The sequence below is a fragment of the Antrihabitans spumae genome (genome assembly GCF_043944905.1).
In the GTDB taxonomy this organism is placed as follows: Bacteria; Actinomycetota; Actinomycetes; order Mycobacteriales; family Mycobacteriaceae; genus Antrihabitans; species Antrihabitans spumae.
This window is the reverse complement of the sequence record NZ_JBIMSN010000106.1, coordinates 196,973-223,693: the sequence shown is the minus strand read 5'-3', so window position 1 is coordinate 223,693 and position 26,721 is coordinate 196,973. Positions and strand designations below refer to the sequence as shown.

The window sequence follows — 26,721 nt, the reverse complement described above, 5'->3', positions numbered from 1 at the left end:
GCCTCGGCGGAGCCCGACCCCAACTACCCGGCCGAAAGACCCACGGTTAGAGCAAAAGAGCCCGAAAAGACTCACGAGCGGCGGAGCCGCCTCACGAGCGGCGGAGCCGCCTCACGTCCACCAGGGCCGCAACGGCAGCTCCGCCCGACCCTTGTCGTCGAGTTTCACCGACAGCACCTGATGCAACTGAACGACGTTGCGCTCGAAACCCAGCCGCGACCCCGCCATGTACAGACCCCACACTCGGGCTGTTCCCTCGCCGACCTCCGCTACGCAACCATCCCAGTTGTCGACCAGGTTCTTGCACCACTCGGCGAGCGTCAACGCGTAGTGCTCTCGCAGGTTCTCCTCGTGGCGTACTTCGAGGCCGACGTTCTGAATGTCGGTGATGATGCGCCCGGACCCGATCAGTTCGCCGTCGGGGAAGACGTACCGATCGATGAAGCCACCGGCACGGGCACTGCGATTGTTGTCGGGACGCGTGATCGAGTGATTGAGAAACAGGCCGCCGTCGCGAAGTTTGCTCTTCACGAAGCCGAAGTACGCCGGATAGTTCTGTACTCCGATGTGCTCGGTGAGGCCGATGGACGAGACCGCGTCGAAGTCGCTCTCTTCGATGTCGCGATAGTCCGAATGCCGGACCTCCGCGAGACCGGACAGTCCTTCGTCGGCAATCGCCTTCTGCGCCCACTCTGCTTGTTCGCGGGACAGCGTTGCGCCGATGACCTTCACGCCGCGGCGTGCCGCGTAGCGGACCATCGATCCCCAACCGCATCCGATATCGAGCAGTCGGTCGCCCTCTTTGAGGCGCAACTTGTCGAACACGAGCCGGTACTTGTTCTCCTGTGCCTCTTCGAGCGTCTGGCCGATGTTCTCGTAGGCCGCGCAGGTGTAGGTCATCGACGGACCGAGGACGTACTCGTAGAAGGTGTTCGATACGTCGTAGTGGTGCGAGATGGCTTCTGCATCACGGGTTTTGGAATGTCGAAGACCCTCTGCGATGCGACGCCAGCGGGGCAGTGCCTCCTGGGGCGGCGGTGCGATGGGTCGAAGCAGTTCCCACCCGAGCGAGCGCGTGATGTTGGCGATCGTCAATGCCGACGGTCGACGGAATTGCAACTGCTCTTCCATCACCTTGAGGACCTCGTACGGATCGCCGGGGTGCGTTCCTGTGATGTCGAGATCGCCGGAAACGTATGCGCGGGCCATCCCCAGATCTCCGGGTGCGGTCGCGAGATACGTTGTGCCACGCGGTGTTTTGAGCTCCATGCCGTACTGCGCATCCTCTGGCCCAGCGGTGCTGCCGTCGTATGCGGTGAACCGGAACGGCACCTCGCCATCGGCGAGAATCTCGAAGATCTCAGCGATGGTCAACTTCGGAGGAACGTCTGCGCGGATCTCGTTGCGTTCCTTGTACGTGGTCATTTGCGTTGCACCGCCTTCGAATAGAGGTCTAACAGCCTGGAATCGGGGTCGTATTCGGCCTTGAGCGCGGTGTACGCATCGCCGCCGTAGAGGCCTGCGAACTCGTCTTCGTTGTAATAAGCATCGGAGTACAGCGATTTATGCCCGTCGAACTCGGTGACCTTCTTTTCGATCAACCGATTTGTCACACCTTCGGGTTCGCCTGCACCCGAGGGGACCGACGACCAGAACCCGACGTTGACGTAGGTCCGGTCGGGTGCGATGGGGTAGAGGGGCCACGGGCGTTTTGCACCACCGCCCGGCTGACGTAAACGCAGCGGGCACAACCAGATCGGCTCGATCGGGATCTCGGCGAGGAACCATTCGACGAAGTCCGCAGTGCGTTCGATCGGGACTTCGATGTCCTGCACGACTCGTTCGCGAGGCGGGTTGCCGTGCCTGGCTTCGATGCGGTCGGCGATGCCGTATTTGTGGTCGAGTGCGATGAGCTTCCAGTAGACGCTGCTGCGGCGGTATTTAGCAGGCCAGAACCGCCTGATCTTGGGGTTCTGTGCGCCGAATGCGCGCGAGCACCAGAACCAGTCGGTGTCCCAGCGCCAGAGGTAGTCCGCGTTGGTAAGCCGGTCGGTTTTCGGCGCAGATCCGTCGTGCTGAATGGACCGGTAGAAGATGGCTTGACCTGTGACGTAGTCGCTGGTCGGGCCGGGGTCGGAGGTTTGGTGCCCGAGCGTCAGATAGCTTTCCTCGGCTGTGAACACAACACCGTCGAGGTAGTCGACCGGAACGCCGTCGTAGCTGCGATCGGTGATGATGCGGTCCATCGTCGCGGCGAGTTCCCGGACGTCGTGAAAGCGTAGGTGCCGGATCGAGACGTAGGGTTCGACGGTTTCGAGTTCGATCTTCAGCCGTGTGGCGTAGCCGAGAGTTCCGTAGGAGTTGGGAAAGCCTGCGAACAGATCGGTGTTGCGTTCCGGTGTAGCCGTGACGATAGTGCCTGCGCCGGTGAGGATGTCGATCTCGAGCACGGATTCGTGGGGGAGACCGTTACGGAACGACGTCGACTCGATGCCGAGGCCGGTAACGGCTCCGCCGAGCGTGATCGTCTTGAGCTGCGGTACGACGAGAGGTGCGAGACCGTGCGGCAGTGTCGCTGCGACGAGGTCTTCGTAGGTGCACATTCCGGCGACGTCGGCTGTCTTCGCGACCGGATCGATCGCGATGACCCCGGTCAGGCCGGAAACGTCGAGTCCGGGTGCCGTGGACTTCGCCCGAGCACGGAACAGGTTCGACGTCTTTTTCGCGAGGCGCACGGTTGCGTCGGCTGGAATCGCGCGGTAGCTCGCGAGCAGTCGGTCGACGCCAGCCGCGTGCGCCGCGAACCCCGTTATGCGGGACGCGGACCCAATAACGCGACCATTCACAGATGCGACCACTCTTCGACGGTATCGCTAGATTGTTCGTTCGGCTACCGATATTCGGCCTCCCCAGAGGAATCTTCATGCAGATGTAGCGTGCGCGTCAAACGGTCGACCGGATACACCCTGCGGTTCCTGCTGAGCGACCGAAACTTTGGGCTCTGTGATCCCCGTCACGACCGCGCCGGTCGCGGCGCTATGCTGATCTTCCTGCTCCAAGGGGTGATCGCATGTCAGACGGAGAACCGCAGTCCACCCAACGGGACATGCGGCCTTCGATCGTGGCCGAGTTGGAGGCAGCCGGTTTCGAAGACGCTGTCGAGATAGGCCGGGGTGGTTTCGGCGTCGTCTACCGCTGCTCACAGACCTCGCTCGACCGGACCGTCGCGATCAAGGTGTTGTCCTCGGACCTCGATGCCGAGAACGTCGACCGTTTTCTCCGCGAAGAGCACGCGATGGGACGACTGTCCGGCCATCCCAACATCGTCGACATCTTGCAGGTAGACGTCACTTTGACGGGGCGTCCGTACATTGTGATGCCCTTCCATGCGCAGGGTTCTCTGGACGATCTGATCCGTACCTCCGGGCCGGTGGCATGGTCCGCGGCCCTTCGAATCGGCGTGAAACTTGCCGGCGCGATCGAGTCGGCGCACCGCGCGGGAATACTGCATCGCGACGTGAAGCCCGCGAACATCTTAGTGACCGCCTATGGCGAACCGCAGTTGACAGACTTCGGAATTGCCCGTGTGCCAGGAAGTTTCGAGACTTCCAGCGCCACGATCACCGGATCGCCCGCGTACACGGCTCCGGAGGTGCTGACCGGCCGACCGCCTACGGCAGCGTCCGACGTGTACGGACTCGGTGCGACGTTGTTCGCACTTGTCACCGGTCATGCGGCGTTCGAACGGCGGACTGGGGAAAAGGTTGTCGCACAGTTTCTTCGAATCACGACCGAACCGATTCCCGACCTGACGGGCAGCGATATTCCGCCCGATGTCTCAGGTGCTATCGAAGCTGCGATGGCGCACGACCCGACCGACCGACCGAGTACGGCCGCCGCGTTCGGTGACATGTTGCGCGAGATCGAAGCGAACAACGGGTTGCCGGTCGACGAGATGGCGCTGCTGTCGGCAGACGCGATTACAGCGGCAACCGAGCCGCGAACGAGCAATCCGACGCCAACGCGGTCGCGAGAACGAACATCGACCTCGGCGGTGCCACGTACTGCGGCAACGAAGTTCCGGCCACCGTCGCACGCCCGCGCGTGGTTACCGCGGCCACGGCTCATCGACGTGCTGCGAGCGGGCAAGCAACGCCGGCTGACCGTAATTCATGCGCCGGCCGGATTCGGCAAGACGACCTTGGTCGCGCAATGGCGCGACGTCCTGACGGGGGCGGGGATATCGGTCGCGTGGTTGAGCGTGGATCTCGACGACAACAACGTCGTCTGGTTTCTGACCCATCTGGTCGAAGCGGTCCAGCGGGTTCGGCCGGAACTTGCTGATGGACTTGCAGATTCGCTGGAAGATCAGGCCGAGGACGCACAGCGATACGTTCTGACGTCGCTGATCGATCAGATCCACGAAAGCGGCGAAACCGTCGCTGTTGTCGTCGACGACTGGCAGCGGATCACCGACGAAGGTGTCGTTCGCGCGCTGGACTTTCTGATCGAAAACGGCTGCCACCACCTGCGAATCATCGTGTCGAGCAGGTCGAGAGCAGGATTGCCGCTGAGCCGCATGCGAGTTCGTGACGAACTGGTCGAGATCGATTCGGATGCAATGCGTTTGAGCGTGGACGAAGCTCGCGCATTTTTGGTCGATCGCAACGGGCTGCGTTTGACCGACTCCGATGTGGCGGGCCTGTGCGAGTCCACCGAGGGCCGGTTCGCTGCACTACAACTGGTGTCACTGTCGTTGAGCAACCATGCAGATCCTGCCGACCTGATCCACAGGCTGTCCGGACGGCACCATGCAATCGGCGAGTATCTGGTCGAGAACGTCCTCGACATGCTCGAACCTCGAATGTTGGAGTTCCTGCTCTCCATCTGTGTCGCGGAACGCGTTTCCGGTGATCTGGCGTCGACCCTCGCGGATACCGACGACGGACAAGCGATGTTGGAGGAGGCCGAGGAGCGTGACCTGCTTCTTCGCCGTATCGACGACGATCGCGAATGGTTCCGATTTCAACTCCTGTTTGCGGACCTTCTTCGTCGAAGGCTGGAGCGGGATCAGCCCGGCCGCGCACGCTCGCTGCATCTGAAGGCGTCGATCTGGTTTGCCGAGCACCAATTTCTTCGGGAGGCAGTCGATCACGCGATTGCCGCCGCCGATCTCAAGCGTGCACTCGAACTGGTCGAGACGAGTGGGATGGAACTGATCGATGGCTCACGGCTCGCCACGTTGCTCGGTCTCGTGGCCAAATTGCCTACACCGCAGGTTGTCTCGCGGTCGAAGCGGATGTTGGCGGTGGCGAAGGCAAACGTGTCGTTGCACAGGTCGACGGCAGCACGCTCTGCGCTGGACCGGATTTCTGGACTACTGGATCGAAATGCCGCGAACGACAATGCAGCTCGCATCGAAGCCGACGTCGTGAAAGCGGCCGCCGAGGTCGGTGCGGACCGAGTCGTCGATATAGATCAGCTCGTCGCCGAGTGCCTCGAACATCCTGAATCGGTTGCTGCCGGTGTCGTCTCGGAGGCAGCGAACGCGGCGACCTTCGCAGCCCTCGGTCGCTTCGATTTCGACGCCGCGCGTTCGCGTCAGTCCTGGGCGCGGCCGTTCCACGATCAGTCGTCGGGACCGCTCGGGCTTGTCCACGGATACTGCTACGCCGGCATCGCAGCTCGCGAACAGCTGGACTTCGTTTCGGCAGCAGCCAATTTCGTGCAGGCTCAGGAGGTGGCCGCTACCGCCGAGCACGCACGATTGCACGCAACCCGAATTGCGAACGCCATGCTCGGTGAACTTCACTACGAACAAGGCGATGTCGCGACCGCGGAACGGTTGCTCGACGAAAGCCGCGAGCTCGGTGCCGATTTGGGGGTCGTCGACTTCCTCGTCGCTGCGTACGTCACAGGTGCGCGTGTCAAGGCAATTCGTGGCGACCTGACCGCCGCCGCGGCCATCTTGCGTGAGGCGGCTGCCATCGCGAGTCGTCGAGTGCTGCCGCGCCTCGCTGCATACGTACACAGTGAGCAGTTGCGTCTTGGTCTGCCTGTCGCGGAGATACCCGTAATCGTCGACGACGCGGCGACCTTCGACGGGATTGCCCTCGCGACGAGCCAGATCGTGGAGAGTACGGCGATCGCACGTCTGCTCGCCGCGCACACGCTCGACGGCGACGACGTCGCCTGCACGCGAGCCCGCAAGCTCGCGAACATCATCGAAATGCAGAATCGGCCGCGCGCGGGCCTGCACGCGCAATTGCTGCTGGCATCGAGTCTCTTCGCTGCAGGTTGGCTCGCCGAGGCGAAGGATATTGCCGTGTTGTGTGTCGCACGATGCGCCGAGCTCGGTATCGGGCGTGTTCTGCTCGACAGCGGTCCACAGGTTGTCGAGTTGCTCGCGGAATTGCGCCGCGACCAGGTGGAAAGCCGGTGGCAGCCGCATTGGCCTGCGGTTCCGAAACCGTTCCTCGAGGAGCTGACAAGTTCGACCGACTGAGGCTCCGATCGTCGTGGCAGGGCAGGATGGACAGTGGAATTGCCATCGATCAAGGAGTGAACACGTGGGACAGGTCAGCGCGAGCAGTTCGGTGACAGTCGAGGCAGCACCGGAGGCGGTGCTCACCGCATTGTCGGACTACGAGACGGTTCGGCCGAGGATTCTCTCCGAGCACTACCGGGATTACCGCCTCGTCTCCGGCGGTCACGGCGACGGAACGGTCGCCGAGTGGACCTTGCAGGCGACGTCGACGCGCAGTCGCAACGTCAAGGCGACGGTCGCTGTAGCAGGCAACACGATCACCGAAACCGACGGCAACTCGTCGATGGTTACACGGTGGACCGTTGTCCCCAGTGGCAGCGGTTCGGAGGTCACGACGAAGACCGAGTGGACCGGAGCGGGCGGAATCGGCGGATTCTTCGAGAAGACTTTCGCACCGCTCGGACTGAAGAAGATTCAGGCTGAAGTTCTCGCGAATCTGAGCAACACGCTGGCCTGATTCGCCAGGAGCAGCACCCGTTCGGGTCGGTGTGCGCTGAGTCGAGTGCACCCCGATCCGAACACGCGCACACCGATGCCTACGACATCTACGAGCACTCATGGCTAGCCTGGCTACAGGCCAAGGCCACGAGTAGGGGAGCGTATGTCGCTGAAAGTCGATCGAATCAGCAAGCGCTACGGCGATTTGCTGGCATTGAACGAGACCAGCTTCGAAGTGGCCGACGGTGAGATCTTCGGCTTCGTCGGCAGCAACGGTGCAGGCAAGACGACGACGATGCGGATCGTCCTCGGCGTTCTCGCCGCTGATTCGGGGGAGGTGCTCGTCGACGGTCACGCGGTAGATCTCGATACCCGCCGCCGGATCGGCTACATGCCCGAAGAGCGCGGCCTCTATCCGAAGATGAAAGTCGGGGACCAGCTGAACTTCCTCGCGCGCCTGCACGGGCTGAGCAAGTCCGATGCAGCGTCTGCCGTCGAGCGCTGGACCGAACGACTCGGCGTCGAGCAGCGGCTCGGCGACATGGTGTCGGCGTTGTCGCTGGGCAATCAGCAACGCGTCCAGTTGGCAGCGGCCCTTGTGCACGACCCGAAGGTGCTCGTGCTCGACGAACCGTTCTCGGGACTCGATCCGGTCGCGGTCGACGTGATGAGTGCGGTGCTGAAAGAGAAGGCAGCCGAGGGTGTTCCGGTGATCTTCTCCAGTCACCAACTCGAACTCGTAGAGCGCGAATGCGATCGGGTCGGCATTATCGCCGGCGGTCGGATGCGCGCACTCGGCAGCATCACCGAGCTACAGGCACGTGGTAATCCGCAGTTGGAGGTGTTCGCGCCGAGCGCACCGCATGGCTGGGCGGCCGGAATTCCGAATGCCGTTGTGCTGCAGGAGGGAAAGGGCCGGACCCTACTCGAACTCCAATCCGGTGCCGACGATCAGGCGGTCTTGCGTGCAGCGCTCGCGACCGGGCCGGTGCATCAACTTATATCTCGCAGACCGTCTTTGGCCGAACTGTTCCGAGAGGTTGTCGCCTGATGAATCCGATCTTGCTGGTCGCGAAGCGGGAATTTCTCGTCAAGGTCTATACGAAGTCTTTTGTCATCGTCAACGCACTGCTGCTGGTCGTCGTGGTGGCAGGGCTGATCGTGTGGGCTGCCGTTCGCTCCGACGATGATGGCGCGGCGACGAAGATCGGTGTGACGGGCTCGGCGACGTCGATGTCCGAGACGATCGTCGCGACAGGTCGCGCCGCGGGAACGACGATCGAGATCGTCGACGTCGCAGGTCCGGACGAAGCGCGCGCGCAGGTCGAGGACGGTGACCTGGAGGCTGCCTTGGTCGGCGAGACCGATGTGGTTGTCGAGGAGGACTTGTCGCCGGAGTTGCGAGCCGTGTTGCAGTCGGCTGTGCAGCAGAACGCACTCGACGGAGCACTGCGAAACAACGGAGTCGACCCGGCCGAACTCGCTGCGCAGGTCGGCGATACGAACCTGGCCGTCACGGCGTTACACCCGCAGGCGAGCGATCACGACCAGCGGATCGCTTTGGCGCTTGTCGGTGCGGTCCTGCTGTTCATCGGGGTCGCGAACTTCGCGCCTGCAGTGGGAATGGGTGTGACGGAGGAGAAGTCGAGCAGAGTCGTCGAGTTGCTGTTGTCGACGATCAAACCGTTGCACCTGCTCTGGGGAAAGATCATCGGCCTCGGTGCGGTCGGACTAGCGCAGGTCGTTGTCATCGCGTCGGCGGGGTTGATCACGGCGCAGGCCACCGGTCTGCTCGAAATACCAACGGCAGCAGCCGGAATGCTGATCGCGACGCTTGTGTGGTTCGTGCTCGGATTTGTGTTCTTCGCGACGCTGTACGCCGCAGGCGGCTCGATGGTCTCGCGCGTCGAGGAAATCAACTCGACGACTTTGCCGGTGATGTTGCTGCTCATGGCGTCTGCGTACTTAGGCTTCTTCGGAGTTGGCAGTCTGGACAGCAACTTCTACAGCATCATCAGTTGGATTCCGCCGTTCTCGTCGATCCTGATGCCCATGCAGATCGCGGCGGGCAACGCATCGACGTTCGAGGTCGTCGGCACCATTGCCCTCATGGTTGCCGCCTGCGCGGCGTCGGCATGGGTGTCCGCGCGGATCTACCAGCGGTCCGTATTGCTCACCGGCGCAAAGGTTTCCTGGGCACACGCACTCGGCCGCTGAACCGGGCCGAGTGCGCGAACGGCAATTACATACCGCACCCGATGTCGAACAGGTTGCCCTCGGGATCGCTGAGCGTCGCCCATTTGGTGCCGAACTCGTCGTAATCGGCAATGTGTTTTGCGCCGAGGGATACAGCTCGCGCGATCTCGTCGGTCCATTCGGCAGACACCAGATCGATGTGGACGGTGTTCTTGCCGGGATTCTTGTCGGGCACAGCGATGAACATCAGTACCGGATGGGCGCCCGATGAGCGACCCACCGTTGCGAAGTACTCGCTTGCACCCTCGTCCACGGGGCGGTCGAGTAGCCCACCCCAGAAGGTGGCCAGCTCGGTCGCATTGGCGCAGTCGAAGGTGATGTGTTCCAGGGAAATTGCCATTATGTGCTCCTTCGATGGGTGTGGTTGATCAGGCGGCGTGCTGAATCGGCCAGCACACCTCGGTTCTGAACGTGGTGGCGTCGTCGGTGTGATTGGGACCGACGAGGTAGATCTCTCTGATCGGGTCCGGGATCGCGACGTCGTGCTCGGCGACGTGAATGCCAAGTGCTCCGTACGTGCGGTCGCATTCTTCGAACGGCCCTGCGTGCACAGCGACCGCCAGCCGCGCAGGCGGCAGTACAAGCGCTTCGAGACCTTCGACAACCGGAGAACCGGCGGGCACCGGGACGAACGCGACGACCTCGCCGGAGTCGTGTTCGAAGAATTCGCTGGAGTACGTAGCTCCGCCGGGTCCCGTAATCTCGATCCCGTGTTGTTCCGCCGTGATGTACAGCTGGGGGAAGACGGCCCCACACCAGTCGCCGACGTCGCGACGTGCGACGACCGCTCGGACCGCCAGTGTGGAAAGCGCTGCTACGCTGCGATATTCGACAGCCAACGCGTCGATCGGGCCCAGCAGCGACCGCAACGATGCCACCACCTGCTGGGTGCGTTGTAGCTCGGCTTCCATACGTTCCAGGTGTGCCCGCATGGTGGCGTTGCGAGTCTCCGGGTCTGCCGCGGCCAGAACGGATCGCACTTCCGGCAGCGGCATGTCGAGATCACGCAGCCTGCGAATCAACTGTGCGCTGCCGACCTGAGTTGTCGAGTACCTCCGATAGCCGGAGTTCTCGTCGATCGTCGCTGGTGAGAGCAGGTCGATGTCGTGGTAGTAGCGCAGCGTCTTCACGCTCAGATGAGTGAGCCGTGAGAACTCCCCGATGGGTACCAGTGCCGTCATGGGTTAGAGCAAACACCCTCCAGCAGGTGGAGGGTCAAGAGAACGCTCGGCCCATTGCGAAAAACCGGTACACGTGGGTCGCGGCGTCGTGGGCTGCGGCGAGGCAACGTCTACGCTGGCTTGTGACGTGAATGGACGACGGCACCGCCGTTGAACGAAAGGGAGCGGCATCGTGCAACCAGGTGGACAGCCCGATATGGCGCAGATTCTGGCGCAGGCGCAGCAGATGCAGCAGCAGCTGATGGCGGCGCAGGTGGAAATTGCGGAGACCGAAGTGACGGGTCAGGCCGGTGGCGGACTTGTCACTGCGACCGTCAAGGGCAGTGGTGAGTTGGTGGCGCTGACGATCGATCCGAAGGTGGTCGATCCGGACGACGTCGAAACTTTGCAGGACCTCGTCATCGGTGCGATCTCCGATGCGAACACGCAGGCTCAGCAGGTCGCGGAAAGTAAACTCGGCCCACTCGCGGGCGCTCTCGGCGGCGGCGGTGGACTTCCCGGCCTGCCCGGATTCTAGCGGGCGAGCGTGTACGAAGGTCCAGTTCAGGATCTGATCGACGAGCTCGGCAAACTGCCCGGTATCGGCCCGAAGAGCGCACAGCGCATCGCCTTTCACCTGCTGTCCGTGGAGCCACCCGAGATCGATCGGCTGCAGGGCGCCCTGCAGAAGGTGCGTGACGGGGTGCAGTTCTGCATGGTGTGCGGGACCGTATCGGACAAGGAGATGTGCCGCATCTGCTCGGATCCGCGTCGCGATCGCACGATGATCTGCGTGGTCGAGGAACCGAAAGATGTTCAGGCAGTGGAACGTACGCGCGAGTTCCGCGGTAGGTATCACGTACTCGGTGGTGCGCTCGATCCACTGAGCGGAATCGGCCCTGACCAACTGCGGATCCGAGAGTTGCTCGCCCGCATCGGAAATCAGGACGACGGCGTCGACGTCTCCGAGGTCATCATCGCGACCGATCCGAACACCGAAGGCGAAGCGACGGCCACCTACCTGGTTCGTATGCTGCGCGTGTTCCCCGGACTTTCGGTGACGAGGCTCGCGTCCGGTTTGCCGATGGGTGGCGATCTCGAATTCGCTGACGAGCTCACCCTTGGGCGCGCGCTGTCGGGTCGGCGGGCGATGTGAGGCGAACCGAAGCGGTCAGCCGGCGCGTCTGTAGCCGGTAGCGGTGGCCGCACAACCGCAGCCGCCGGCGAGATCGACGCAGTCGACGATGAAGCCGTGCCGCGCGAGTAGGCGGTCGACGCAGTCTTCTTGCGTGCACTCGATCTTGTTTCGGCCGAACATGCCGTCGACGTGCACGATGAGTGTGCCGTGGCAGTGATCGCTTCCGGTTTGGCAGGAAATACATTCCATACGTTCCGTAGTACCACCGCACGCCAGCGGCACTGCGGACCTCAGGGGGTGTGTTCGTTCGTGATCATGAAGCAGCATGCGTTGCCAGCTGCCTCTTCGGTCAGCCCCGGTCGACGATCGAGAAGCCGATCAGCGCCGTCCGGCGGCGAGCCGTTCTTTGCGTAGCTTCTCGACCTCGGGGAGATCGAGCGGCGGAAGTTCGTCGACGCCGAGCGCGCGGCTCAACAGGAGGTCGGCGAGTTCGGGATTGCGGGCCAACGCCGGACCATGCATGTAGGTGCCGATCACCGAGCCCTGGACGACACCCTCGAGTCCGTCGCCGACGCCGTTGCCGACACCGTGGGTCACCCGGGCAAGGCCGGTCGCCGCTGGACCCAACGAGGTTCCGCCGCGATGGTTTTCGAAGCCGGTCAGTGCCGCGGTGAGGCCGTCGATGGTCGGCTTGGTGAGTACCTCGCCGATCGAGCGTGTCGCCTGCGGTGCGGTCGTGCAGTCGAGCATCTCGACGCCGTCGACCCGTTCTCCGCTCGACGTCTCGTACCAGCGTCCGAGTACCTGGATCGCAGCGCAGATCGCGAGGACCGGTGTGCCTCGTTCGGCGGCGCGTTGCAGACCTGGATATTTCTGCAGATGACGCGTAGCGAGCCGTTGTGCCGAATCTTCGGCTCCGCCAAGGGTATACAGGTCCAGCGACTCGGGAACGGGGTCGCTCAACGTGATCTCGACAACCTCAGCGTCGTAACCGCGGAGCCGTAGCCGCTGACGCAGGATCAGCGCGTTGCCGCCATCGCCGTAGGTGCCCATGACGTCGGGGAGGACGAGGCCGATACGAACGGTCGAGTCAGCCACGGCCGGTCTCCAATGCACGGTTGAGGTCGCGGAACGAGGTGTAGTTGGCCAGCACCTCGACGCGGCCCGCGGGACAGGATGCGATGGCACGCACCGGATCCGGCACGGTTGTGTGCTCGACACCGGCGTAGGTCAACCGCACTGCGAGGTCGGTCGCGCGCTCACCGGATGCAACCACCTGAACGCCTTCGAAATGCTCGAAACGTACGTCCCACAGCCACGACAGATCCTCGCCGTCGGGCACCTGGCCGTTCACGGAGATCACCAGACCGTCGACTGAGTGATCGATCATAGACAACGCCTCTTGCCAGCCTGCGGGGTTCTTCGCCAGCAGCATCCTGACGTTGTGCGGTCCGACCTGGACGGTGCTGTAGCGACCGGCCACCTCTTGCACGGACGCTGCGGCTGCGACGGCTGCGGTCGGGTCCGCGCCGAGGACGACTGCTGCCGCGACTGCCTGTGCGGCGTTGCCGCGGTTCGCTTTACCCGGCAGCGTCAGCTGCATCGGAATCGTCAGGCCGTCCGGGCCGTAGAGGTTGTTGTCGTCGAGCCACCAGTCGGGCGTCGGCCGAGCGAAATCGGACCCGGTACTTCGCCAGTGTGGACCGTCCCAGACGATCGGCTCGCCGGTCCGCGGGCAGCTGACCGAGTCGCTTGCCCAGCCACCGCCTGCGGCGACCCAGACAACTTTGGCGGCGTCGTAGGCGGCGGACGTCATCAAGACGTCGTCGCAGTTGGCGACAACCGTCGTCTCCGGATGGCGTTCGAGGCCTGCGCGGAGTCTGCGCTCGATCATGTTGATCTCGCCGACGCGGTCGAGCTGGTCGCGGCTGAGGTTCAAAAGGACTACTACCTCGGGTTTCACGGCGTCGCAGACGTGCGGGACGTGCAGTTCGTCGACCTCGAGCGCAGCGAGGCGCGCGGTCTGGTTGGCGGTGAGTGCAGCCACTATGCCTGCGTCCATGTTCGCGCCGTCAGCCTGCGTCGCGACGTCGCCGACCGTCGCGAGCGCAGCTGCCGTCATCCGCGTCGTCGTCGATTTGCCGTTCGTTCCGGTCACCACGACCGTGCGCCGACCTTCGCCGAGCTGGCCCATGATCGACTTGTCGATCTTGAGTGCGATCAGGCCGCCGATCATGGAGCCTTTGCCACGTCCGGCTTTCTGCGACGCCCACGATGCGGCCTGTGCGGTGCGGAGGGCGAAGCGGCCGCGCGGAGAAATCCGCTTTCTGGTTTCACGATCGAGCATTCGCCGAGTTTGGCACAAGTAGGTCGGCCGACGTTGGCCACCCGAGTGTGGGGTTCGGCACCGGCACCGGCACCGACACCGGCACTCGCACCGGCACCGGGTCGGCAAGGACAACGACCGGTGGTTTCGGCATGCGAGGTGTCGCGGCCATGGCGCCGGTGATGACGACGACTCCACCGATCACGGTGAGGACTGTCGGTTCCTCGCCGAGAACGAACCAGGCAACCGCAATCCCGACGACCGGGACCAGCAGGGAGAAGGGTGCAACGATGCCGGCGGGGTAGCGGGTCATCAGGTAGGTCCACAGTCCGGAGCCGGCGATCGTGCCGAGGATCACTGTGTAGGTGAGCGCGATCAGACCGATCGAACCGTCTGCGTCGAAAGAGTTGGCGAGGTCGCGCCAACCGGTTGTCGGTCCCTCGACGGCTGCCGAGATCGCGAGCAGTGGGAGCGGGGGAACCACTGCCATCCAGAGGGTCAGCCGCATCGGGTGCTCGGGCTTGGCCAGCCGCGAGCCAAGGTTGCCGAAGGCCCAGCCGAGACCGGCCAGCAGGGTCAGGAACACGGGCAGCAGGGTCGCGTGCTGTGCACGGTCCCAACCGATCGCCACCATCCCGCACAACGCAACTGCGAGGCCGATCAGCTGGCGTCTGTTGAACTTCTCGCCGAGTAGCAGCACACCGAGGACGACGGTGAACGGTGCCGACGATTGCAGGACCAGCGAGGCGAGCCCGGTTGGCATACCCGTGTTCATCGCGGTGAACAGGAACGCGAACTGCGCGATGCCGAAGCCGGCGCCGTAGAGCAGCAGCCACTTCAGCGGCACCTTCGGGCGAGGAACGAACAGCACAACCGGGATGGCGATGACCAGAAAACGCAGCCCGGCGAAGAAGAACGGCGGAAAGCGGTCGAGTCCGGCGCGAAGTGCGAGGAAGTTGAGACCCCAGAGCAGTACGACGGTCAGGGCAAGCAGGCGGTCGCGGGTGGTCATGATCCCATCGTGCGGGCCGCAAACCATCAGAACAATCGAATAATACTTAGGCGATAATGTAGCTTCGCTACGTTATCGCTCGTGCGTCTTTTTGGAGGGCCCACACACCGAAAGGACTCACGACCCGCATGCGGCCTGAGGAGGTTTGGTGGACACACAGAGGCTGCGCGTGCTTCGCGAGCTTGCTGATCGTGGCACCGTCGCCGCGACCGCAGCGGCGTTGTCGATGACGCCATCGGCGGTGTCACAGCAACTCAAGATTCTTGCGCGGGAAGCCGGGGTCACCCTGTTGGAGCCGGACGGGCGTCGCGTCCGTCTCACCGATGCAGGTAACGCCCTCGTCTTGCGCGCCGAGGACGTGCTGGCGGCCCTGGATCGCGCATCGGCCGAGATGGAGTCCTATCGCGGTTCGCCGCGAGGCAGGGTGCGCGTCGCAATGTTCCCCTCCGGTGCTTCGCTCCTACTGCCGCTGGTCCTCACCGCGATGGCGGGAACGGGAGTCGTCATCGAAGCAGGCGACGAAGACCTGCCGTCATCGGCGGTACCGCGACTGCTCGCCGACTACGACGTTGTGCTCACCCACCGCGACGACCGTGCGCCCGCGATCAGTTCGGATCGCGTCGCCTCCCGCACAATCCTGCGCGAACCGATCGACCTCGTGCTGGCGAAGACACATCCGCTCGCGAGTGGTACATCGGTCTCGCTTACCGACCTCGTAGACGAGAACTGGATCAGCGTCCGCGGTGGATTCCCTGTCGACGACGTGTTGCTGTCGATCGCTGCGGTAACCGGCGTGCAACCGCGAGTTACCCAGCGGCTCAACGACTTCAAGGTGATCGAAGCAGTCGTCGCAGCCGGGTTCGGAGTTGCGTTGATGCCTCGTCACGCCGTCGGCAACCCGAACGTCGTCGTGCTGCCGTTCACCGGAGTGCGCGCCGGGCGTAGCTACGAACTGGCGACTCGGCGCTACGCCGATCGGCGACCTGCGATAGCTGCGGTGCTCGACGCGTTCGTCGCTGCGGCCGCGTCCGTCGACGCCGCGCGGTGACTACTCGGGTTGCCGCGCACTTGTGAACGCGAACTCGTCGGCAACCATCGCGGCCAACTCGAGCAACGCGCGGCGGGTCGGTTTGCTGACCAGTTCCAGGTCGATCTCGGCGCCCTCGGCGAGGTGATCGTCGAACGGAATGACCTGCACCGCGCGGGTGCGATCGAGGAACAGCTTGCGCAGCTGGTCGATGTCGATCGAGCTTGCCCCGCGACGCGACGAGTTCACCACGACAACCGTCCGCTCGACGAGCTTGCCGTAGCCGTGGTGCTCAAGCCAGTCCAGCGTCGCCGATGCGCTGCGGGCGCCGTCGATGGCGGGGGAGGTGACCAGTACGAGCGAACTCGCCATGTCGAGCACACCTGTCATCGCCGAGTGCATCAAGCCGGTGCCGCAGTCGGTCAGGATGATGTTGTAGTACGACTGCAAGATGCCGATCGCCGCGCGGTAGTCCGCCTCGCTGAAGGCCTCCGATACTGCCGGATCCTGCTCGCTTGCCAGTACCTCGAGGCGGCTCGGAGCCTGCGAGGTATGCGCGCGGACATCGGAATAACGGTGAATGCTCTTGTCGTCGAGCAGATTTCGCACCGTCGAATTGGTCTGCTTCGGAACCCGGTGCGCGAGGGTCCCCAGGTCCGGGTTTGCGTCGATGGCAATGACGCGGTCGCCACGTAACGATGAGAACGTCGAGCCGAGACCGACGGTCGTCGTCGTTTTGCCGACGCCGCCCTTGAGCGACAGGATCGCAATTCGGTAGTCGCCGCGGACCGGCTGATTGACGCGGTCGACAAGTTCACGGTGCGCGATATCGGCAGGCGATTCGCCCGGGTTGATCGACTTACCCGATGCCTTGTGCAGCGCGAGACGCCAGCCGCTGCGGGGCGGGCGCTTTGCGCGGCGTAACAGACTCAGGTCGTTGACCGACGCGGGTGGCTGCGGTGCGTGCTGCGGCGGGGGACCGCCCTGCCACTGAAGCTGCGGCGGTGGCTGCTGCGCCGCGGCAGGCGGTGCCCAGCTGTAGACAGGGCCGTTCTGCTGCTGGCCCTCTGGCGGCGCCTGGTACATCTGCGCGACGCGATCTTCCTGGAAGGGAACGCGCCGGACGGTGCCGTCGGAGCTGATCTCGGCTCGCTCACGCGGTAGCTGATCTGCGTCGAACGACTGGTGGGCGGGCTGCTGGACCGGCTGCTGCTCCGCATGTTGCGGTGGCGGTCCGAAGCCGTTCTGCTGCCAGTTGCTGGGTGCTTGCGGGTACTGCCCGGAATTGGGCTGCGGCTGCTGTTCGTTGTGCTGGAACTGCTCCGGCCGCTGCGCCGGGGGCGTCGGGGGTGCTGGGGGTCGCTGTGGTTCGGATTCCGCGCGAGCCTGCGTGGAGTGGCCATTCCGCTTGCTGGGCGGCTCGTTCTGGAGCCACGGCGGCGTGGACGGACTGTAATCGTTGCTCACGGATTCCCCCCGAGAATGTGACACGTCTGTTCGTGCTGGTATTGCGGCGACCAGGCTAACACTCGTTGGCGAATTCGAGTGATTCGAGCGAGATCGAGCAGGCAGAACCAGCTATTTTCCAGCATCCTGACAACGAAAGGGAGCCGGCGGCTGCCGGCTCCCTTCGAATATGTTGCTTACCGCTCAGACTGCCCTGTTCACGGCCGATACAACCGCACGCAGCGACGCCGTCGTGATGGACGTCGCGATCCCGACACCCCACACGACCTTGTCGCCGATGGCGCACTCGACGTATGCGGCGGCTTGGGAGTCGACGCCCGATGTCATTGCGTGCTCCGAATAGTCGAGCACCCGAACGTCGATGCCGATACTGGCGAGCGCGTCCACAAATGCGGAGAGCGGTCCGTCGCCGGATCCCGAGATCTCCTGCTCTTTGCCGTCGACCTTCACCACCGCTGTGATCGAGTCGATGCCGTCGTCGGTCTCCGATGCCGTGACCTTCTGCCGAATTCGCTCCAGGGGCAGCAGGCGATGCAGGTATTCGTTCGCGAAGACGTCCCACATCTCCTTCGAGCTCACCTCACCGCCCTCGCCATCGGTGATTTGCTGGATCGCACGGGAGAACTCGATCTGCAGTCGCCGCGGCAGCGCGAGGCCGTGGTCGGAATTCATGATGTAGGCGACGCCACCCTTGCCGGACTGCGAATTCACGCGAATCACGGCCTCGTAGGTGCGGCCGACGTCCTTCGGGTCGATCGGCAGATACGGAACCTGCCACAGAATGTCGTCGACGTCGGCGTCCAGTGCGTCGGCATCGAACTTCATCGCGTCCAGGCCCTTGTTGATCGCGTCCTGGTGGCTTCCGGAGAAAGCGGTGTAGACCAGATCGCCGCCGTAGGGATGGCGCTCCGGAACGGGCAGTTGGTTGCAGTATTCGACCGTGCGGCGGATCTCGTCGATGTTGGAGAAGTCGATCTGCGGGTCGACGCCACGGGAGAACAGGTTCATCCCCAGCGTCACCAGGCAGACGTTTCCGGTGCGCTCGCCGTTGCCGAACAGGCAGCCCTCGATGCGGTCCGCGCCGGCCTGATAGCCCAATTCGGCTGCAGCGACAGCAGTTCCGCGGTCGTTGTGTGGATGCAGCGACAGGACTACCGATTCGCGACGAGCCAGATTCCGGCTCATCCACTCGATCGAGTCGGCATAGACATTCGCTGTCGCCATCTCGACCGTTGCGGGCAGATTGATGATCATCGGATTCGACGGCGTCGGCGCGATGATCTCGGTGACGGCGTCGCAGACCTCCCTGGCGAAGGAGAGTTCGGTACCCGTGTAGGACTCCGGCGAGTATTCGTAACGCCACTCGGTGTCCGGGAACTTGGCTTGCTCGGCGAGACACTTGTGCGCAGCGTCGGTCGCGATCTTCTTGATCGCGTCACGGTCGGCGCGAAATACGACGCGGCGCTGCAGGATCGACGTCGAGTTGTAGAAGTGGACGATCACCTTGGGAGCACCGGCGCATGCTACGAAAGTGCGCTCGATCAGTTCCGGGCGACACTGCGTCAGGACCTGAATTGTGACGTCGTCGGGGATGGCGTTCTCTTCGATGATCTCGCGTACGAAGTCGAAATCGGTCTGGCTGGCCGACGGGAAGCCGACCTCGATCTCCTTGTAACCCATTCGCACGAGCAGCTCGAACATCCGCCGTTTGCGTGCCGGGCTCATCGGATCGATCAGCGCCTGGTTGCCGTCGCGGAGGTCGACCGCACACCACATCGGTGCTCGGTCGATGACCTTGTCGGGCCAGGTGCGGTCGGCAACTGCGACCGTTTCGACCTCTTCGGCGAAGGGACGATACCGGAAAGTCGGCATCGAGGAGTTCTTCTGGGGGTTCCACGCCGGCTGGTCGGCGGGAGCTGGGCGGGTCGGCGGATTGATCGTGCGCGAACCGGAAGTGAAGGCGTCTGCGGGTGACATGTCTGACTCCGAGATTTGGGGGACGGGTCGTCCGTACTTATGGATCGACCGGCGCGACTGGACCCCGCGACGGGAAGCCGGTCTGGATCAGACCCCGCCGCGGCAATCAAGGAGGAGCGCCCGCTGCATAGTTTCGAAGTCTACATGGGGGCTCGAGCGCAGAACAGGCAATACCGAAGCCATGCACGCTGAGCGCCCATCCTCGACATTTTGGGACGGGATCCCGTTCCAAAAGTCAACGAATGGTCGCTCAGCGTCATAGGCAAAAGTATTCCAGAATTCAGTGCACGCCTGTACACTCAGATTCGTGAAGGCTACTCCCGAAACCAAGCAGGCCGTAGTCGAGGCCGCGCGCACCTGGCTGGGCGACCGCGACCCGGCGACCGTCTCGTTGCGCGAAGTCGCGCGTGCGCTCGGGACGACGCCGACCTCGATGTATCGCCACTTCGACTCGATGCACGACCTGCGGGTGGCGCTGGGTCTGCAGCAGGGGACCCGTCCGGTAGTCGCCGAGCCTCCCACCTCTGTTCCCGAATCCTTCACCGATTCGTTCGTCGACCGTGCGGCCAGCCCCGAACGCATTCGGACCGTCATCGCAGAATTGATGGGCGAGACATTCTCGATCGGGCCGATCGGCGTCGGTCCAGGACAACGTGCAAAGGCAGTCGCACAAGGCCGAGTCGGCACCATCGAAGTCGTGCAGGGGCCGAACAGAACGCTGCATGCGCGGGTGCCGGTCAGCTTGCAGATCGTGATCGTCGTCGGTCGGATGCGCAAGAACGTCGCAGCTCACATCGTGGTGCCGATTACGATCGCGCCGCAGGTCAACGGTGCACTCGAGTTGTTGATCGACGTTGTTCGGCCGCGCCCGAGTGCTATTGCGGTCACCTTGGACGAGCGACGAATGTCGGCCAATGTGCTGAAGATCGGTCGCATCGACAGCCTGCTTCGCGCGCAGACGATCACCTATATCGACACCGTGCTCGACAGCCCGGCCGGGCGTGCGGCGACGGTCATAGATCTCGGCGATCTCATCGACACGGCATGGCAGCCAGGCATGATCGCCAGCTGATTGCGGTATCCGCACCTACGATCGGAATTCGACGTGAGGAGCGGTGATGCGCGGATCGAAGAAGCCGGTATCCCTCGAGAAGCCTGCGGAGGCGCTGCGGCCTTACCCGAGGAAGCCTCCGGTCAAGCTGATCGACTGGGCGATGTTGCTGTTGGCGCTGGTCTCCGTCATCTTGCTCGGATGGATCACCTTCTGGACCGTCGACCCCGACATCGTGCACTGGGTCATCTACACCGACTACGCGGTCTGTGCGATCTTCGCGATCGAGTTCGCCTACCGCTGGCGTAAATCGGGCGAGGGCTGGATCTTCCCAGCGAAGTACTGGTACGAGGTGCTCGGCATGATCCCCGTGTCGGACCCGGCCTTTCGCTCGTTCAGGTTGTTGCGGATCATCGTCGTTCTCGCCCGACTCGGACGTATGGCCGACCGCGCATTCGGTGAGCGCATCACGGCAGCGATCGTCAACAAATTCGTCGGCACGATCGTCGAAGCGATCAAGCGGCCGATCACCGTTGCGGTCCTCGACGAGGTCGGCGACGTGTTGCAGACCGGGCACTACACGGGCAACATCGCCCGCGCGCTCGAGGAGAATCGAGTCGAGCTCGACAACATGATCCTCGAGCAGATCAAACGCGACCCCCAGGCGGGCCGGCTGAAGTTCATCCCGTTCCACGACGACATCATCGGTCTGGCAACGGACACCACGTTCCGGATCATGTTGCAGGTGCTGGCGGACCCCCGAACCGACGAGTTGGTGTCCGACGCGATACGCGAGAACGTCGATCAAATAAAGATGGCTGTCCGAGGTAAGGACGCAGCGAAGCGCGGTGCAAAATCACCGGTATGACCGACCAGATCGCGGTAGCGCGCAGCTACATAGACGCCCTCGTTTCCCACGACGGAAAGTCCGTTCCCTTTGCCCAAGGCGCGGTCCGCTACGAGGTCGGGGTCAAGACCGGTCGTTCGGGTAAGCACTTGCAGCGCAGCCTTTCCCGTGGACCCCAGTACCGGGTGATCATGGGTGTCCGCAAGCTGGATGCCGTTGTCGACGGCGATGTCGTACATACCGAGTATCTGCTCGACGCCGGCTTGTTCGGGCGCAAGTTGGCGACGGTACGCATCACCGAGGACTTCGTCATTCCGGCGTCCGACCTTCTCATTCACCGGATCGACGCGAAGATCACGTTCCGGAAGAAACGTCAGTGAGCTTCGTGATGCCGGATCTCGTCCCGCAGCTGTGCGAATCGGGTTGTCTCGAACGCGATCATCGCGGCGAGCACAGCGGTCAGTAGTCCGAGCGAGGCCAGTGCGGGCAGCGCGGCAGCGACCGGGATGAGCGCAAGCAACACGACGATGGTGATCACGCGGGACACGGCGATCGTCCGGACCGCGTACCACTTGAAGAAGACCAGCGCCGCGATGTACAACGCGACCCCGCCGAAGAGGGTGAAGATCGGGATGCCGTACAGCGGATCGGTCAGATCGTGGTCGGTGTCGTCGCCGACGTAGCTGAGTACCTTCTTGAGACCGAGTGACAGGCCGATGACGCCGACGATCATCGGCAGGTGCGCGAACGTGTACGAGTTTCGCGCAATCTTGATCTGGAGTGCCCCGTTGGCCTTGTCGAGTTCGTGTTCCACGGCGAGCGCGGTGACATCGAAATAGGCCCACCACATCAGTGCTGATACAGCCAGACCCAGCAGTGACGCGATGATGATCGGCCACGAGATCGGCAGGCTGACGACGCCGATGCCGATCGAAACGATCGATTCGCCGAGGGCGACGATGATGATCAGGCCGTGGCGTTCCGCGAAGTGGGTGACAGATCGCAGGATCCAACCATTGCCTGCCAACACGGTGCCCAGGTAGTCCGCCACGAGCGCGCCGACCCAGAGCAGCGTCTGTACCGTCCCGGTCGTCTGCGACGCGATGAGCAGCAGCGTGGTGCTGATGGCCAGCGAGGGGAGCCAGCGCAGGACCGTCGCGCGGAACCGGGGTTCGTCCGTGGTGATGATCCAGAAGACCGAGACGTGCACTGCGCGAACGACGAAATAGCCGATTGCGAAGACGACCGGCCCGGACAGCCCGCCTGGTAGATCGTCGAATGCCTCGGGCAGCGCAAGCGCGATGATGAACGACGCGCCCATGGCAGCGAATACCGCAACCTTCACGATGCCCTCGTCGGCGCGCGCGACGTTGCCGAGCCAGGAGTAACCGACCCAACTCCACCACAGCACGGCGAGCACGAGTACCGACCGAAATACGTTGGCGGCGCTGGTGTTGTCGGCGAGCAGGTCGGTGACCCTGGTGAGGGCGAATACGAACACCAGATCGAAGAACAGTTCCAGCTGCGAAACCGTGCCGCGCTCGGACAGTGCCTGGACCCGTACACGTTTGGGGGTATTCACGGCGCACAACCGATGTGGCCGCCTAGGCCGGCTCGCTGATCCAGATGGGCTTCCAATCGGTCAGTTCGTGGAAGCGGCGAAGTTCCGCGAGCCCCGAAACCGATCCGAGCCACGATGCGTGTGGTGGGTTGGTCGTGTCGAAACCGCTCTGGACGAACCTGAGTCGGGTCTTGCCGTCGGATTCGGCCAACTCCCACGTCTGGACGCCGGGAGCACCCCAGTCGACGGTTACCTTCTGGTTCGGTTCGAGGTCGAGAATCTTCGCGGGCGGGAAGGGCGCGTCGAAGCCGCCCATCGCGTACCGACCCCCGACCCACGGCTCGATCGAAATCGGGTAGCCGAACCACGTCGATACCTTGTCGGTGTCGATCAGCGAGTCGTAGACCTCTGCGGGCGTCGCGTCGATGAGCGTTTCGGCACGGAACTCGGTATCACCGAAGTCGTGTCGCATTGTGAGCTCGCGACCCTCCAGCAGGTCGACGAGGTTGGCGAGCGACATGGCCCAGAAGGTTTGCAGCACGCCGCGAATCGTCTTGCCTTCGAACATTTCCTGGACGTCGAAGTGTGATTGCGACAGCACGATGATCGTCGTGTCCGGTGCTTCGGCTTCGAGGGTGATCGAGGTGGTGGTTTCGACGCCGTCGAGCAGCCAGGTGAAGGTGAGACCGTCGTCGTCGACGTGGGTGAGTTTTTGGTGCGGGGCATCGCCCTCGGGTGTGTAGCGGCCCCAGAATTCGTAGCGGGTCGGCAGCTCGACCGCGACTTCTTCGGCGAACCAGCGTCGCAACGTATCCGGATCGGTCAATGCGTGCAGGACTGCTGCCTTTGGCGCTGCAACTCGTGCGCGCACGATCATCGGTTCAGTCATCGTTCTCTTCTCCTTTGGGGTAGCAGGCGACGGCGAGTTTGAAGGCGTCGCCTTCGGAGCCGCCGTAGCGGGTGAACAGGTCTTGCAGGGTGGATTGCAAATCCGCGAGGAATTGCTGGCGGTGCTCGGTCGGTACTCGGATTTCGCCGGATACTCCGATCGACGGGAGTTCCGGTCGGCGCCGGTCGAGCGCTGCCACGTCGGCTTGCACGTCTTCCATGAGGTCGAGCAGGTAGCCGAGGCTGAGTTCGTCTTGGACTTTGCGCTGGCCAATCCGGCCGACGAGCCGGGGTGACAACCAGTAGGACCGTGCGGTCGCCTGGTAGATCCCCTCGTGGATGCCACGGACTTTGCGTTCGGATACCTGGTCGACGAGGCCGGCGTCCACCAGGCGTTTGACCTGGTAGTAGACCCGTTGTGGCGTCTGGCCCAGTACGTGCGCGATTTCTGTGCAGGTTTTGGGCTCGGCCAGTTGCCGCAGCACCTCGATGCGTTGCGGCTTGAGCAGGGACTCGGCCTGCTCGATGTTTTCCAAGTACACGACGTCTCTCATAACAAAAATGATTTTGAATATAAAAACATGCTTTGTCAATAGGTGACCGGCCGCACAAGAACCGAGCAGCCTGGGGCTGACCGCCACACGGCGTCGGCTTCTCGGTAGGCTGACAAGCTGGAAACCCAGTTACCAGCACTTATTCGGAGGTACATCCGCGTGGCTCTCGTCGTCCAGAAGTACGGGGGATCGTCGGTCGAATCGGCCGAGCGCATCCGACGCGTCGCTGAACGGATCGTCGAGACGAAGAAGGCCGGCAACGATGTCGTCGTCGTCGTCTCCGCGATGGGCGATACAACCGACGAACTGCTCGACCTCGCCTCCCAGGTCTGCCCATCACCACCGGCCCGTGAGCTGGACATGCTGCTCACCTCGGGCGAACGCATCTCGAGCGCGCTGGTCGCGATGGCGATCTCGTCGCTCGGTGCGCAGGCGCGGTCGTTCACCGGTTCGCAGGCAGGCGTGATCACGACAAGTGCCCACGGCAAGGCGAAGATCATCGACGTCACGCCCGGCCGGGTCCGCGCAGCGCTCGATCAAGGGTCGATCGTTCTCGTTGCAGGCTTCCAAGGCGTCAGCCAGGACAGCAAGGACGTCACGACGCTCGGTCGTGGCGGTTCGGATACGACGGCTGTTGCACTCGCGGCCGCACTCGACGCCGACGTGTGCGAGATCTACAGCGACGTCGACGGCGTCTACACCGCCGACCCGCGCATCGCGCCCAACGCGCAGAAGCTCGACCGTGTCTCGTTCGAAGAGATGCTCGAGATGGCAGCATGCGGCACGAAGGTGCTCGGCCTGCGGTGCGTCGAGTACGCCCGCCGCTACCACGTGAAGGTGCACGTCCGGTCGTCGTACACGGACAATCAAGGCACCTACGTTTACGGATCGATGGAGGACATTCCCGTGGAAGAAGCCATCCTCACCGGTGTTGCGCACGATCGCAGCGAGGCCAAGGTCACCGTGGTCGGTCTGTCGGACCAGCCCGGTTACGCGGCACGGGTCTTTCGTGCCGTCGCCGACGCGGACATCAACATCGACATGGTGCTGCAGAACATTTCGAAGGTCGAGACCGGCAAGACCGACATCACCTTCACCCTGCCGAAGACCGACGGACCGCTCGCGGTGGAGAAGTTGACGAAGCTGCAGGAAGAAATCGGCTTCTCCAACATCGTGTACGACGATCACATCGGCAAGGTTTCACTCGTCGGAGCAGGCATGAAGAGCCACCCGGGTGTGACGGCAACCTTCTGTGAAGCGCTTGCCGAAGCCGGCATCAACATCGACCTGATCTCCACTTCCGAGATCCGAATTTCGGTCCTGTGCCGCGATACGGAATTGGACGAGGCTGTTCGAGCGTTGCACGAAGCATTCGACCTGGGTGGCGACGAAGAGGCCGTCGTGCATGCGGGAACTGGAAGGTAGTAGCAGTTATGGGTTTACGAGTAGGCGTAGTCGGCGCGACCGGTCAGGTCGGCGCTGTGATGCGCACACTTCTCGAAGAACGTAATTTCCCCGCCGACGAGGTGCGGTTTTTCGCATCGTCGCGGTCCGCAGGTAAGACGCTGCCGTGGCGCGGCACCGACATCGTCATCGAGGACGCCGAGACGGCGGACCCGACCGGTCTGGACATCGCGCTGTTCTCGGCGGGCGCGACCATGTCGCGTGTGCAGGCACCGCGGTTCGCTGCGGCCGGCGTGACCGTCATCGACAACTCGTCGGCATGGCGCAAGGATCCCGACGTGCCGCTGGTCGTCAGCGAGGTCAATCCGGAGCAGACGCGCAATCTGGTCAAGGGCATCATCGCCAACCCCAACTGCACGACCATGGCGGCAATGCCGGTCCTCAAGGTGCTGCACGACGAGGCAGGTCTGAAGCGGCTGATCGTGTCCAGCTACCAGGCGGTGTCGGGTAGCGGGCTCGCCGGCGTCGAAGAGCTTGCGTCGCAGGCTCGTGCCGTGATCGACGACGCGGAGAAGTTGGTCAAGGACGGCAGTGCCGTCGAGTTCCCGGCGCCGAACAAGTACGTCGCGCCGATTGCCTTCAACGTGCTCCCCTTGGCGGGTTCGATCGTCGACGACGGCAGTGGTGAAACCGACGAAGACCAGAAGCTACGCAACGAGAGTCGCAAGATCCTCGGCCTACCCGACCTGCTGGTCAGCGGCACGTGTGTGCGCGTTCCGGTCTTCACGGGCCATTCGCTGTCGATCAACGCCGAATTCGAGCGGCCGCTCTCTGTTGCGCGTGCGCAAGAACTGCTCGCCGCTGCTGCCGGTGTGAAATTGGTCGATGTGCCGACTCCGCTGCAGGCAGCAGGTGCCGACGAATCGTTCGTAGGACGCATTCGCCAGGATCCGGGTGTTCCGGACGGACGTGGCCTCGCGCTGTTCGTCTCCGGCGACAACCTTCGAAAGGGAGCTGCGCTCAACACGATTCAAATCGCAGAGGTCTTGCTCTCGCAGTCCTGAGATT

General features: G+C 63.4%; 25 protein-coding genes. 12 read left to right on the top strand and 13 right to left on the bottom strand.

Annotation, left to right across the window (positions count from 1 at the left end; genetic code table 11):
* Nucleotides 1-111 precede the first annotated feature (111 nt).
* A complete protein-coding gene (locus tag ACHIRB_RS23145; protein WP_395123422.1) occupies nt 112-1,425 on the bottom strand; it encodes a class I SAM-dependent methyltransferase in 1,314 nt (437 codons plus the stop codon).
* Complete coding sequence (locus ACHIRB_RS23140) at nt 1,422-2,858, bottom strand: FAD-binding oxidoreductase (RefSeq protein WP_395123423.1); 1,437 nt, start codon at nt 2,856-2,858, stop codon at nt 1,422-1,424. The genes ACHIRB_RS23145 and ACHIRB_RS23140 overlap by 4 nt, the downstream gene beginning before the upstream one ends.
* Nucleotides 2,859-3,070: 212 nt before the next feature.
* On the opposite strand from ACHIRB_RS23140, the gene ACHIRB_RS23135 reads away from it, so the two are divergent.
* From ACHIRB_RS23135 to ACHIRB_RS23120, 4 genes are all read left to right on the top strand, one after another.
* The gene (locus ACHIRB_RS23135; protein ID WP_395123424.1) at nt 3,071-6,505 is read left to right on the top strand and encodes a protein kinase domain-containing protein; all 3,435 of its coding nucleotides are present in this window, start codon (nt 3,071-3,073) and stop codon (nt 6,503-6,505) included.
* 64 nt (nt 6,506-6,569) lie between these two features.
* Complete coding sequence (locus ACHIRB_RS23130) at nt 6,570-7,004, top strand: SRPBCC family protein (RefSeq protein WP_395115240.1); 435 nt, start codon at nt 6,570-6,572, stop codon at nt 7,002-7,004.
* 144 nt (nt 7,005-7,148) lie between these two features.
* Nucleotides 7,149-8,036, top strand: a complete 888-nt coding sequence (locus ACHIRB_RS23125) for an ABC transporter ATP-binding protein (protein ID WP_395115238.1) — start codon at nt 7,149-7,151, stop codon at nt 8,034-8,036.
* Entirely contained in the window at nt 8,036-9,202 is a 1,167-nt protein-coding gene (locus tag ACHIRB_RS23120; protein ID WP_395115237.1) for an ABC transporter permease, read from the top strand. Before ACHIRB_RS23125 ends, ACHIRB_RS23120 begins: the two co-directional genes overlap by 1 nt.
* 25 nt (nt 9,203-9,227) lie before the next feature.
* Here ACHIRB_RS23120 and ACHIRB_RS23115 read toward each other — a convergent pair whose 3' ends face one another.
* Both ACHIRB_RS23115 and ACHIRB_RS23110 read right to left on the bottom strand, forming a co-directional pair.
* A complete protein-coding gene (locus ACHIRB_RS23115; protein WP_395115236.1) occupies nt 9,228-9,581 on the bottom strand; it encodes a VOC family protein in 354 nt (117 codons plus the stop codon).
* A 28-nt stretch (nt 9,582-9,609) separates the two neighbouring features.
* On the bottom strand, nt 9,610-10,422 hold the full coding sequence (locus ACHIRB_RS23110; RefSeq protein WP_395115235.1) for a MerR family transcriptional regulator: 813 nt from the start codon (nt 10,420-10,422) through the stop codon (nt 9,610-9,612).
* 172 nt (nt 10,423-10,594) lie between these two features.
* Between ACHIRB_RS23110 and ACHIRB_RS23105 the strand changes: the two genes are divergently transcribed.
* A complete protein-coding gene (locus ACHIRB_RS23105) occupies nt 10,595-10,939 on the top strand; it encodes a YbaB/EbfC family nucleoid-associated protein (RefSeq protein ID WP_395115234.1) in 345 nt (114 codons plus the stop codon).
* Between the two features lie 9 nt (nt 10,940-10,948).
* A complete protein-coding gene (recR, locus tag ACHIRB_RS23100) occupies nt 10,949-11,557 on the top strand; it encodes a recombination mediator RecR (protein WP_395123425.1) in 609 nt (202 codons plus the stop codon).
* A gap of 15 nt (nt 11,558-11,572) precedes the next feature.
* Here recR and ACHIRB_RS23095 read toward each other — a convergent pair whose 3' ends face one another.
* The 4 genes from ACHIRB_RS23095 to ACHIRB_RS23080 all read right to left on the bottom strand — a co-directional run bounded on the left by ACHIRB_RS23095 (nt 11,573) and on the right by ACHIRB_RS23080 (nt 14,877).
* A complete protein-coding gene (locus ACHIRB_RS23095) occupies nt 11,573-11,788 on the bottom strand; it encodes a hypothetical protein (protein WP_395115232.1) in 216 nt (71 codons plus the stop codon).
* A gap of 129 nt (nt 11,789-11,917) precedes the next feature.
* On the bottom strand, nt 11,918-12,637 hold the full coding sequence (locus ACHIRB_RS23090) for a type 1 glutamine amidotransferase (RefSeq protein WP_395115231.1): 720 nt from the start codon (nt 12,635-12,637) through the stop codon (nt 11,918-11,920).
* Nucleotides 12,630-13,886, bottom strand: coding sequence for a Mur ligase family protein (locus ACHIRB_RS23085; RefSeq protein WP_395115230.1), 1,257 nt, complete (start codon nt 13,884-13,886; stop codon nt 12,630-12,632). Before ACHIRB_RS23085 ends, ACHIRB_RS23090 begins: the two co-directional genes overlap by 8 nt.
* Nucleotides 13,873-14,877, bottom strand: coding sequence for an EamA family transporter (locus ACHIRB_RS23080; RefSeq protein WP_395123426.1), 1,005 nt, complete (start codon nt 14,875-14,877; stop codon nt 13,873-13,875). Before ACHIRB_RS23080 ends, ACHIRB_RS23085 begins: the two co-directional genes overlap by 14 nt.
* A gap of 148 nt (nt 14,878-15,025) precedes the next feature.
* Between ACHIRB_RS23080 and ACHIRB_RS23075 the strand changes: the two genes are divergently transcribed.
* Complete coding sequence (locus tag ACHIRB_RS23075) at nt 15,026-15,925, top strand: LysR family transcriptional regulator (RefSeq protein ID WP_395123427.1); 900 nt, start codon at nt 15,026-15,028, stop codon at nt 15,923-15,925.
* Here the strand turns inward: ACHIRB_RS23075 and ACHIRB_RS23070 are convergent, their stop codons facing one another.
* Together ACHIRB_RS23070 and leuA are read right to left on the bottom strand one after the other, a co-directional pair.
* A complete protein-coding gene (locus ACHIRB_RS23070) occupies nt 15,926-17,371 on the bottom strand; it encodes a MinD/ParA family ATP-binding protein (RefSeq protein ID WP_395123428.1) in 1,446 nt (481 codons plus the stop codon).
* 183 nt (nt 17,372-17,554) lie between these two features.
* Nucleotides 17,555-19,348 (bottom strand): 2-isopropylmalate synthase, encoded by a 1,794-nt coding sequence (gene leuA, locus ACHIRB_RS23065; protein ID WP_395123429.1) that lies wholly within the window; start codon nt 19,346-19,348, stop codon nt 17,555-17,557.
* Nucleotides 19,349-19,655: 307 nt separating this feature from the next.
* On the opposite strand from leuA, the gene ACHIRB_RS23060 reads away from it, so the two are divergent.
* Genes ACHIRB_RS23060 through ACHIRB_RS23050 form a run of 3 tightly spaced genes read left to right on the top strand, consistent with a single transcriptional unit; the run spans nt 19,656 to nt 21,626 of the window.
* Entirely contained in the window at nt 19,656-20,420 is a 765-nt protein-coding gene (locus ACHIRB_RS23060; protein ID WP_395123430.1) for a TetR family transcriptional regulator, read from the top strand.
* A gap of 46 nt (nt 20,421-20,466) precedes the next feature.
* Nucleotides 20,467-21,267 (top strand): ion transporter, encoded by an 801-nt coding sequence (locus ACHIRB_RS23055; protein ID WP_395123431.1) that lies wholly within the window; start codon nt 20,467-20,469, stop codon nt 21,265-21,267.
* Nucleotides 21,264-21,626, top strand: a complete 363-nt coding sequence (locus ACHIRB_RS23050; protein ID WP_395123432.1) for a DUF8021 domain-containing protein — start codon at nt 21,264-21,266, stop codon at nt 21,624-21,626. Before ACHIRB_RS23055 ends, ACHIRB_RS23050 begins: the two co-directional genes overlap by 4 nt.
* Here ACHIRB_RS23050 and ACHIRB_RS23045 read toward each other — a convergent pair.
* Genes ACHIRB_RS23045 through ACHIRB_RS23035 form a run of 3 tightly spaced genes read right to left on the bottom strand, consistent with a single transcriptional unit; the run spans nt 21,620 to nt 24,237 of the window.
* The gene (locus ACHIRB_RS23045; RefSeq protein WP_395123433.1) at nt 21,620-22,828 is read right to left on the bottom strand and encodes a low temperature requirement protein A; all 1,209 of its coding nucleotides are present in this window, start codon (nt 22,826-22,828) and stop codon (nt 21,620-21,622) included. The two genes, ACHIRB_RS23050 and ACHIRB_RS23045, sit on opposite strands and share 7 nt — an antisense overlap.
* Nucleotides 22,829-22,850: 22 nt before the next feature.
* The gene (locus ACHIRB_RS23040) at nt 22,851-23,696 is read right to left on the bottom strand and encodes an SRPBCC domain-containing protein (protein ID WP_395123434.1); all 846 of its coding nucleotides are present in this window, start codon (nt 23,694-23,696) and stop codon (nt 22,851-22,853) included.
* The gene (locus ACHIRB_RS23035) at nt 23,689-24,237 is read right to left on the bottom strand and encodes a helix-turn-helix domain-containing protein (protein ID WP_395123520.1); all 549 of its coding nucleotides are present in this window, start codon (nt 24,235-24,237) and stop codon (nt 23,689-23,691) included. The genes ACHIRB_RS23040 and ACHIRB_RS23035 overlap by 8 nt, the downstream gene beginning before the upstream one ends.
* Before the next feature lie 171 nt (nt 24,238-24,408).
* Between ACHIRB_RS23035 and ACHIRB_RS23030 the strand changes: the two genes are divergently transcribed.
* Both ACHIRB_RS23030 and ACHIRB_RS23025 read left to right on the top strand, forming a co-directional pair.
* Nucleotides 24,409-25,674: an aspartate kinase gene (locus tag ACHIRB_RS23030; RefSeq protein WP_199704856.1), complete on the top strand. Its 1,266-nt coding sequence runs from the start codon at nt 24,409-24,411 to the stop codon at nt 25,672-25,674.
* Between the two features lie 8 nt (nt 25,675-25,682).
* Nucleotides 25,683-26,717, top strand: a complete 1,035-nt coding sequence (locus ACHIRB_RS23025) for an aspartate-semialdehyde dehydrogenase (protein ID WP_199704857.1) — start codon at nt 25,683-25,685, stop codon at nt 26,715-26,717.
* Nucleotides 26,718-26,721: the final 4 nt, after the last annotated feature.

Coding starts and splice junctions, on each gene's coding strand:
- ACHIRB_RS23050 (WP_395123432.1), top strand. CDS start 21,264: ATGACCGACCAGATCGCGGTAGCGCGCAGCTACATAGACGCCCTCGTT.
- ACHIRB_RS23040 (WP_395123434.1), bottom strand. CDS start 23,696: ATGACTGAACCGATGATCGTGCGCGCACGAGTTGCAGCGCCAAAGGCA.
- ACHIRB_RS23120 (WP_395115237.1), top strand. CDS start 8,036: ATGAATCCGATCTTGCTGGTCGCGAAGCGGGAATTTCTCGTCAAGGTC.
- ACHIRB_RS23145 (WP_395123422.1), bottom strand. CDS start 1,425: ATGACCACGTACAAGGAACGCAACGAGATCCGCGCAGACGTTCCTCCG.
- ACHIRB_RS23110 (WP_395115235.1), bottom strand. CDS start 10,422: ATGACGGCACTGGTACCCATCGGGGAGTTCTCACGGCTCACTCATCTG.
- ACHIRB_RS23135 (WP_395123424.1), top strand. CDS start 3,071: ATGTCAGACGGAGAACCGCAGTCCACCCAACGGGACATGCGGCCTTCG.
- ACHIRB_RS23115 (WP_395115236.1), bottom strand. CDS start 9,581: ATGGCAATTTCCCTGGAACACATCACCTTCGACTGCGCCAATGCGACC.
- ACHIRB_RS23055 (WP_395123431.1), top strand. CDS start 20,467: ATGCGCGGATCGAAGAAGCCGGTATCCCTCGAGAAGCCTGCGGAGGCG.
- ACHIRB_RS23025 (WP_199704857.1), top strand. CDS start 25,683: ATGGGTTTACGAGTAGGCGTAGTCGGCGCGACCGGTCAGGTCGGCGCT.
- ACHIRB_RS23125 (WP_395115238.1), top strand. CDS start 7,149: ATGTCGCTGAAAGTCGATCGAATCAGCAAGCGCTACGGCGATTTGCTG.
- ACHIRB_RS23085 (WP_395115230.1), bottom strand. CDS start 13,886: ATGCTCGATCGTGAAACCAGAAAGCGGATTTCTCCGCGCGGCCGCTTC.
- ACHIRB_RS23095 (WP_395115232.1), bottom strand. CDS start 11,788: ATGGAATGTATTTCCTGCCAAACCGGAAGCGATCACTGCCACGGCACA.
- leuA (WP_395123429.1), bottom strand. CDS start 19,348: ATGTCACCCGCAGACGCCTTCACTTCCGGTTCGCGCACGATCAATCCG.
- ACHIRB_RS23080 (WP_395123426.1), bottom strand. CDS start 14,877: ATGACCACCCGCGACCGCCTGCTTGCCCTGACCGTCGTACTGCTCTGG.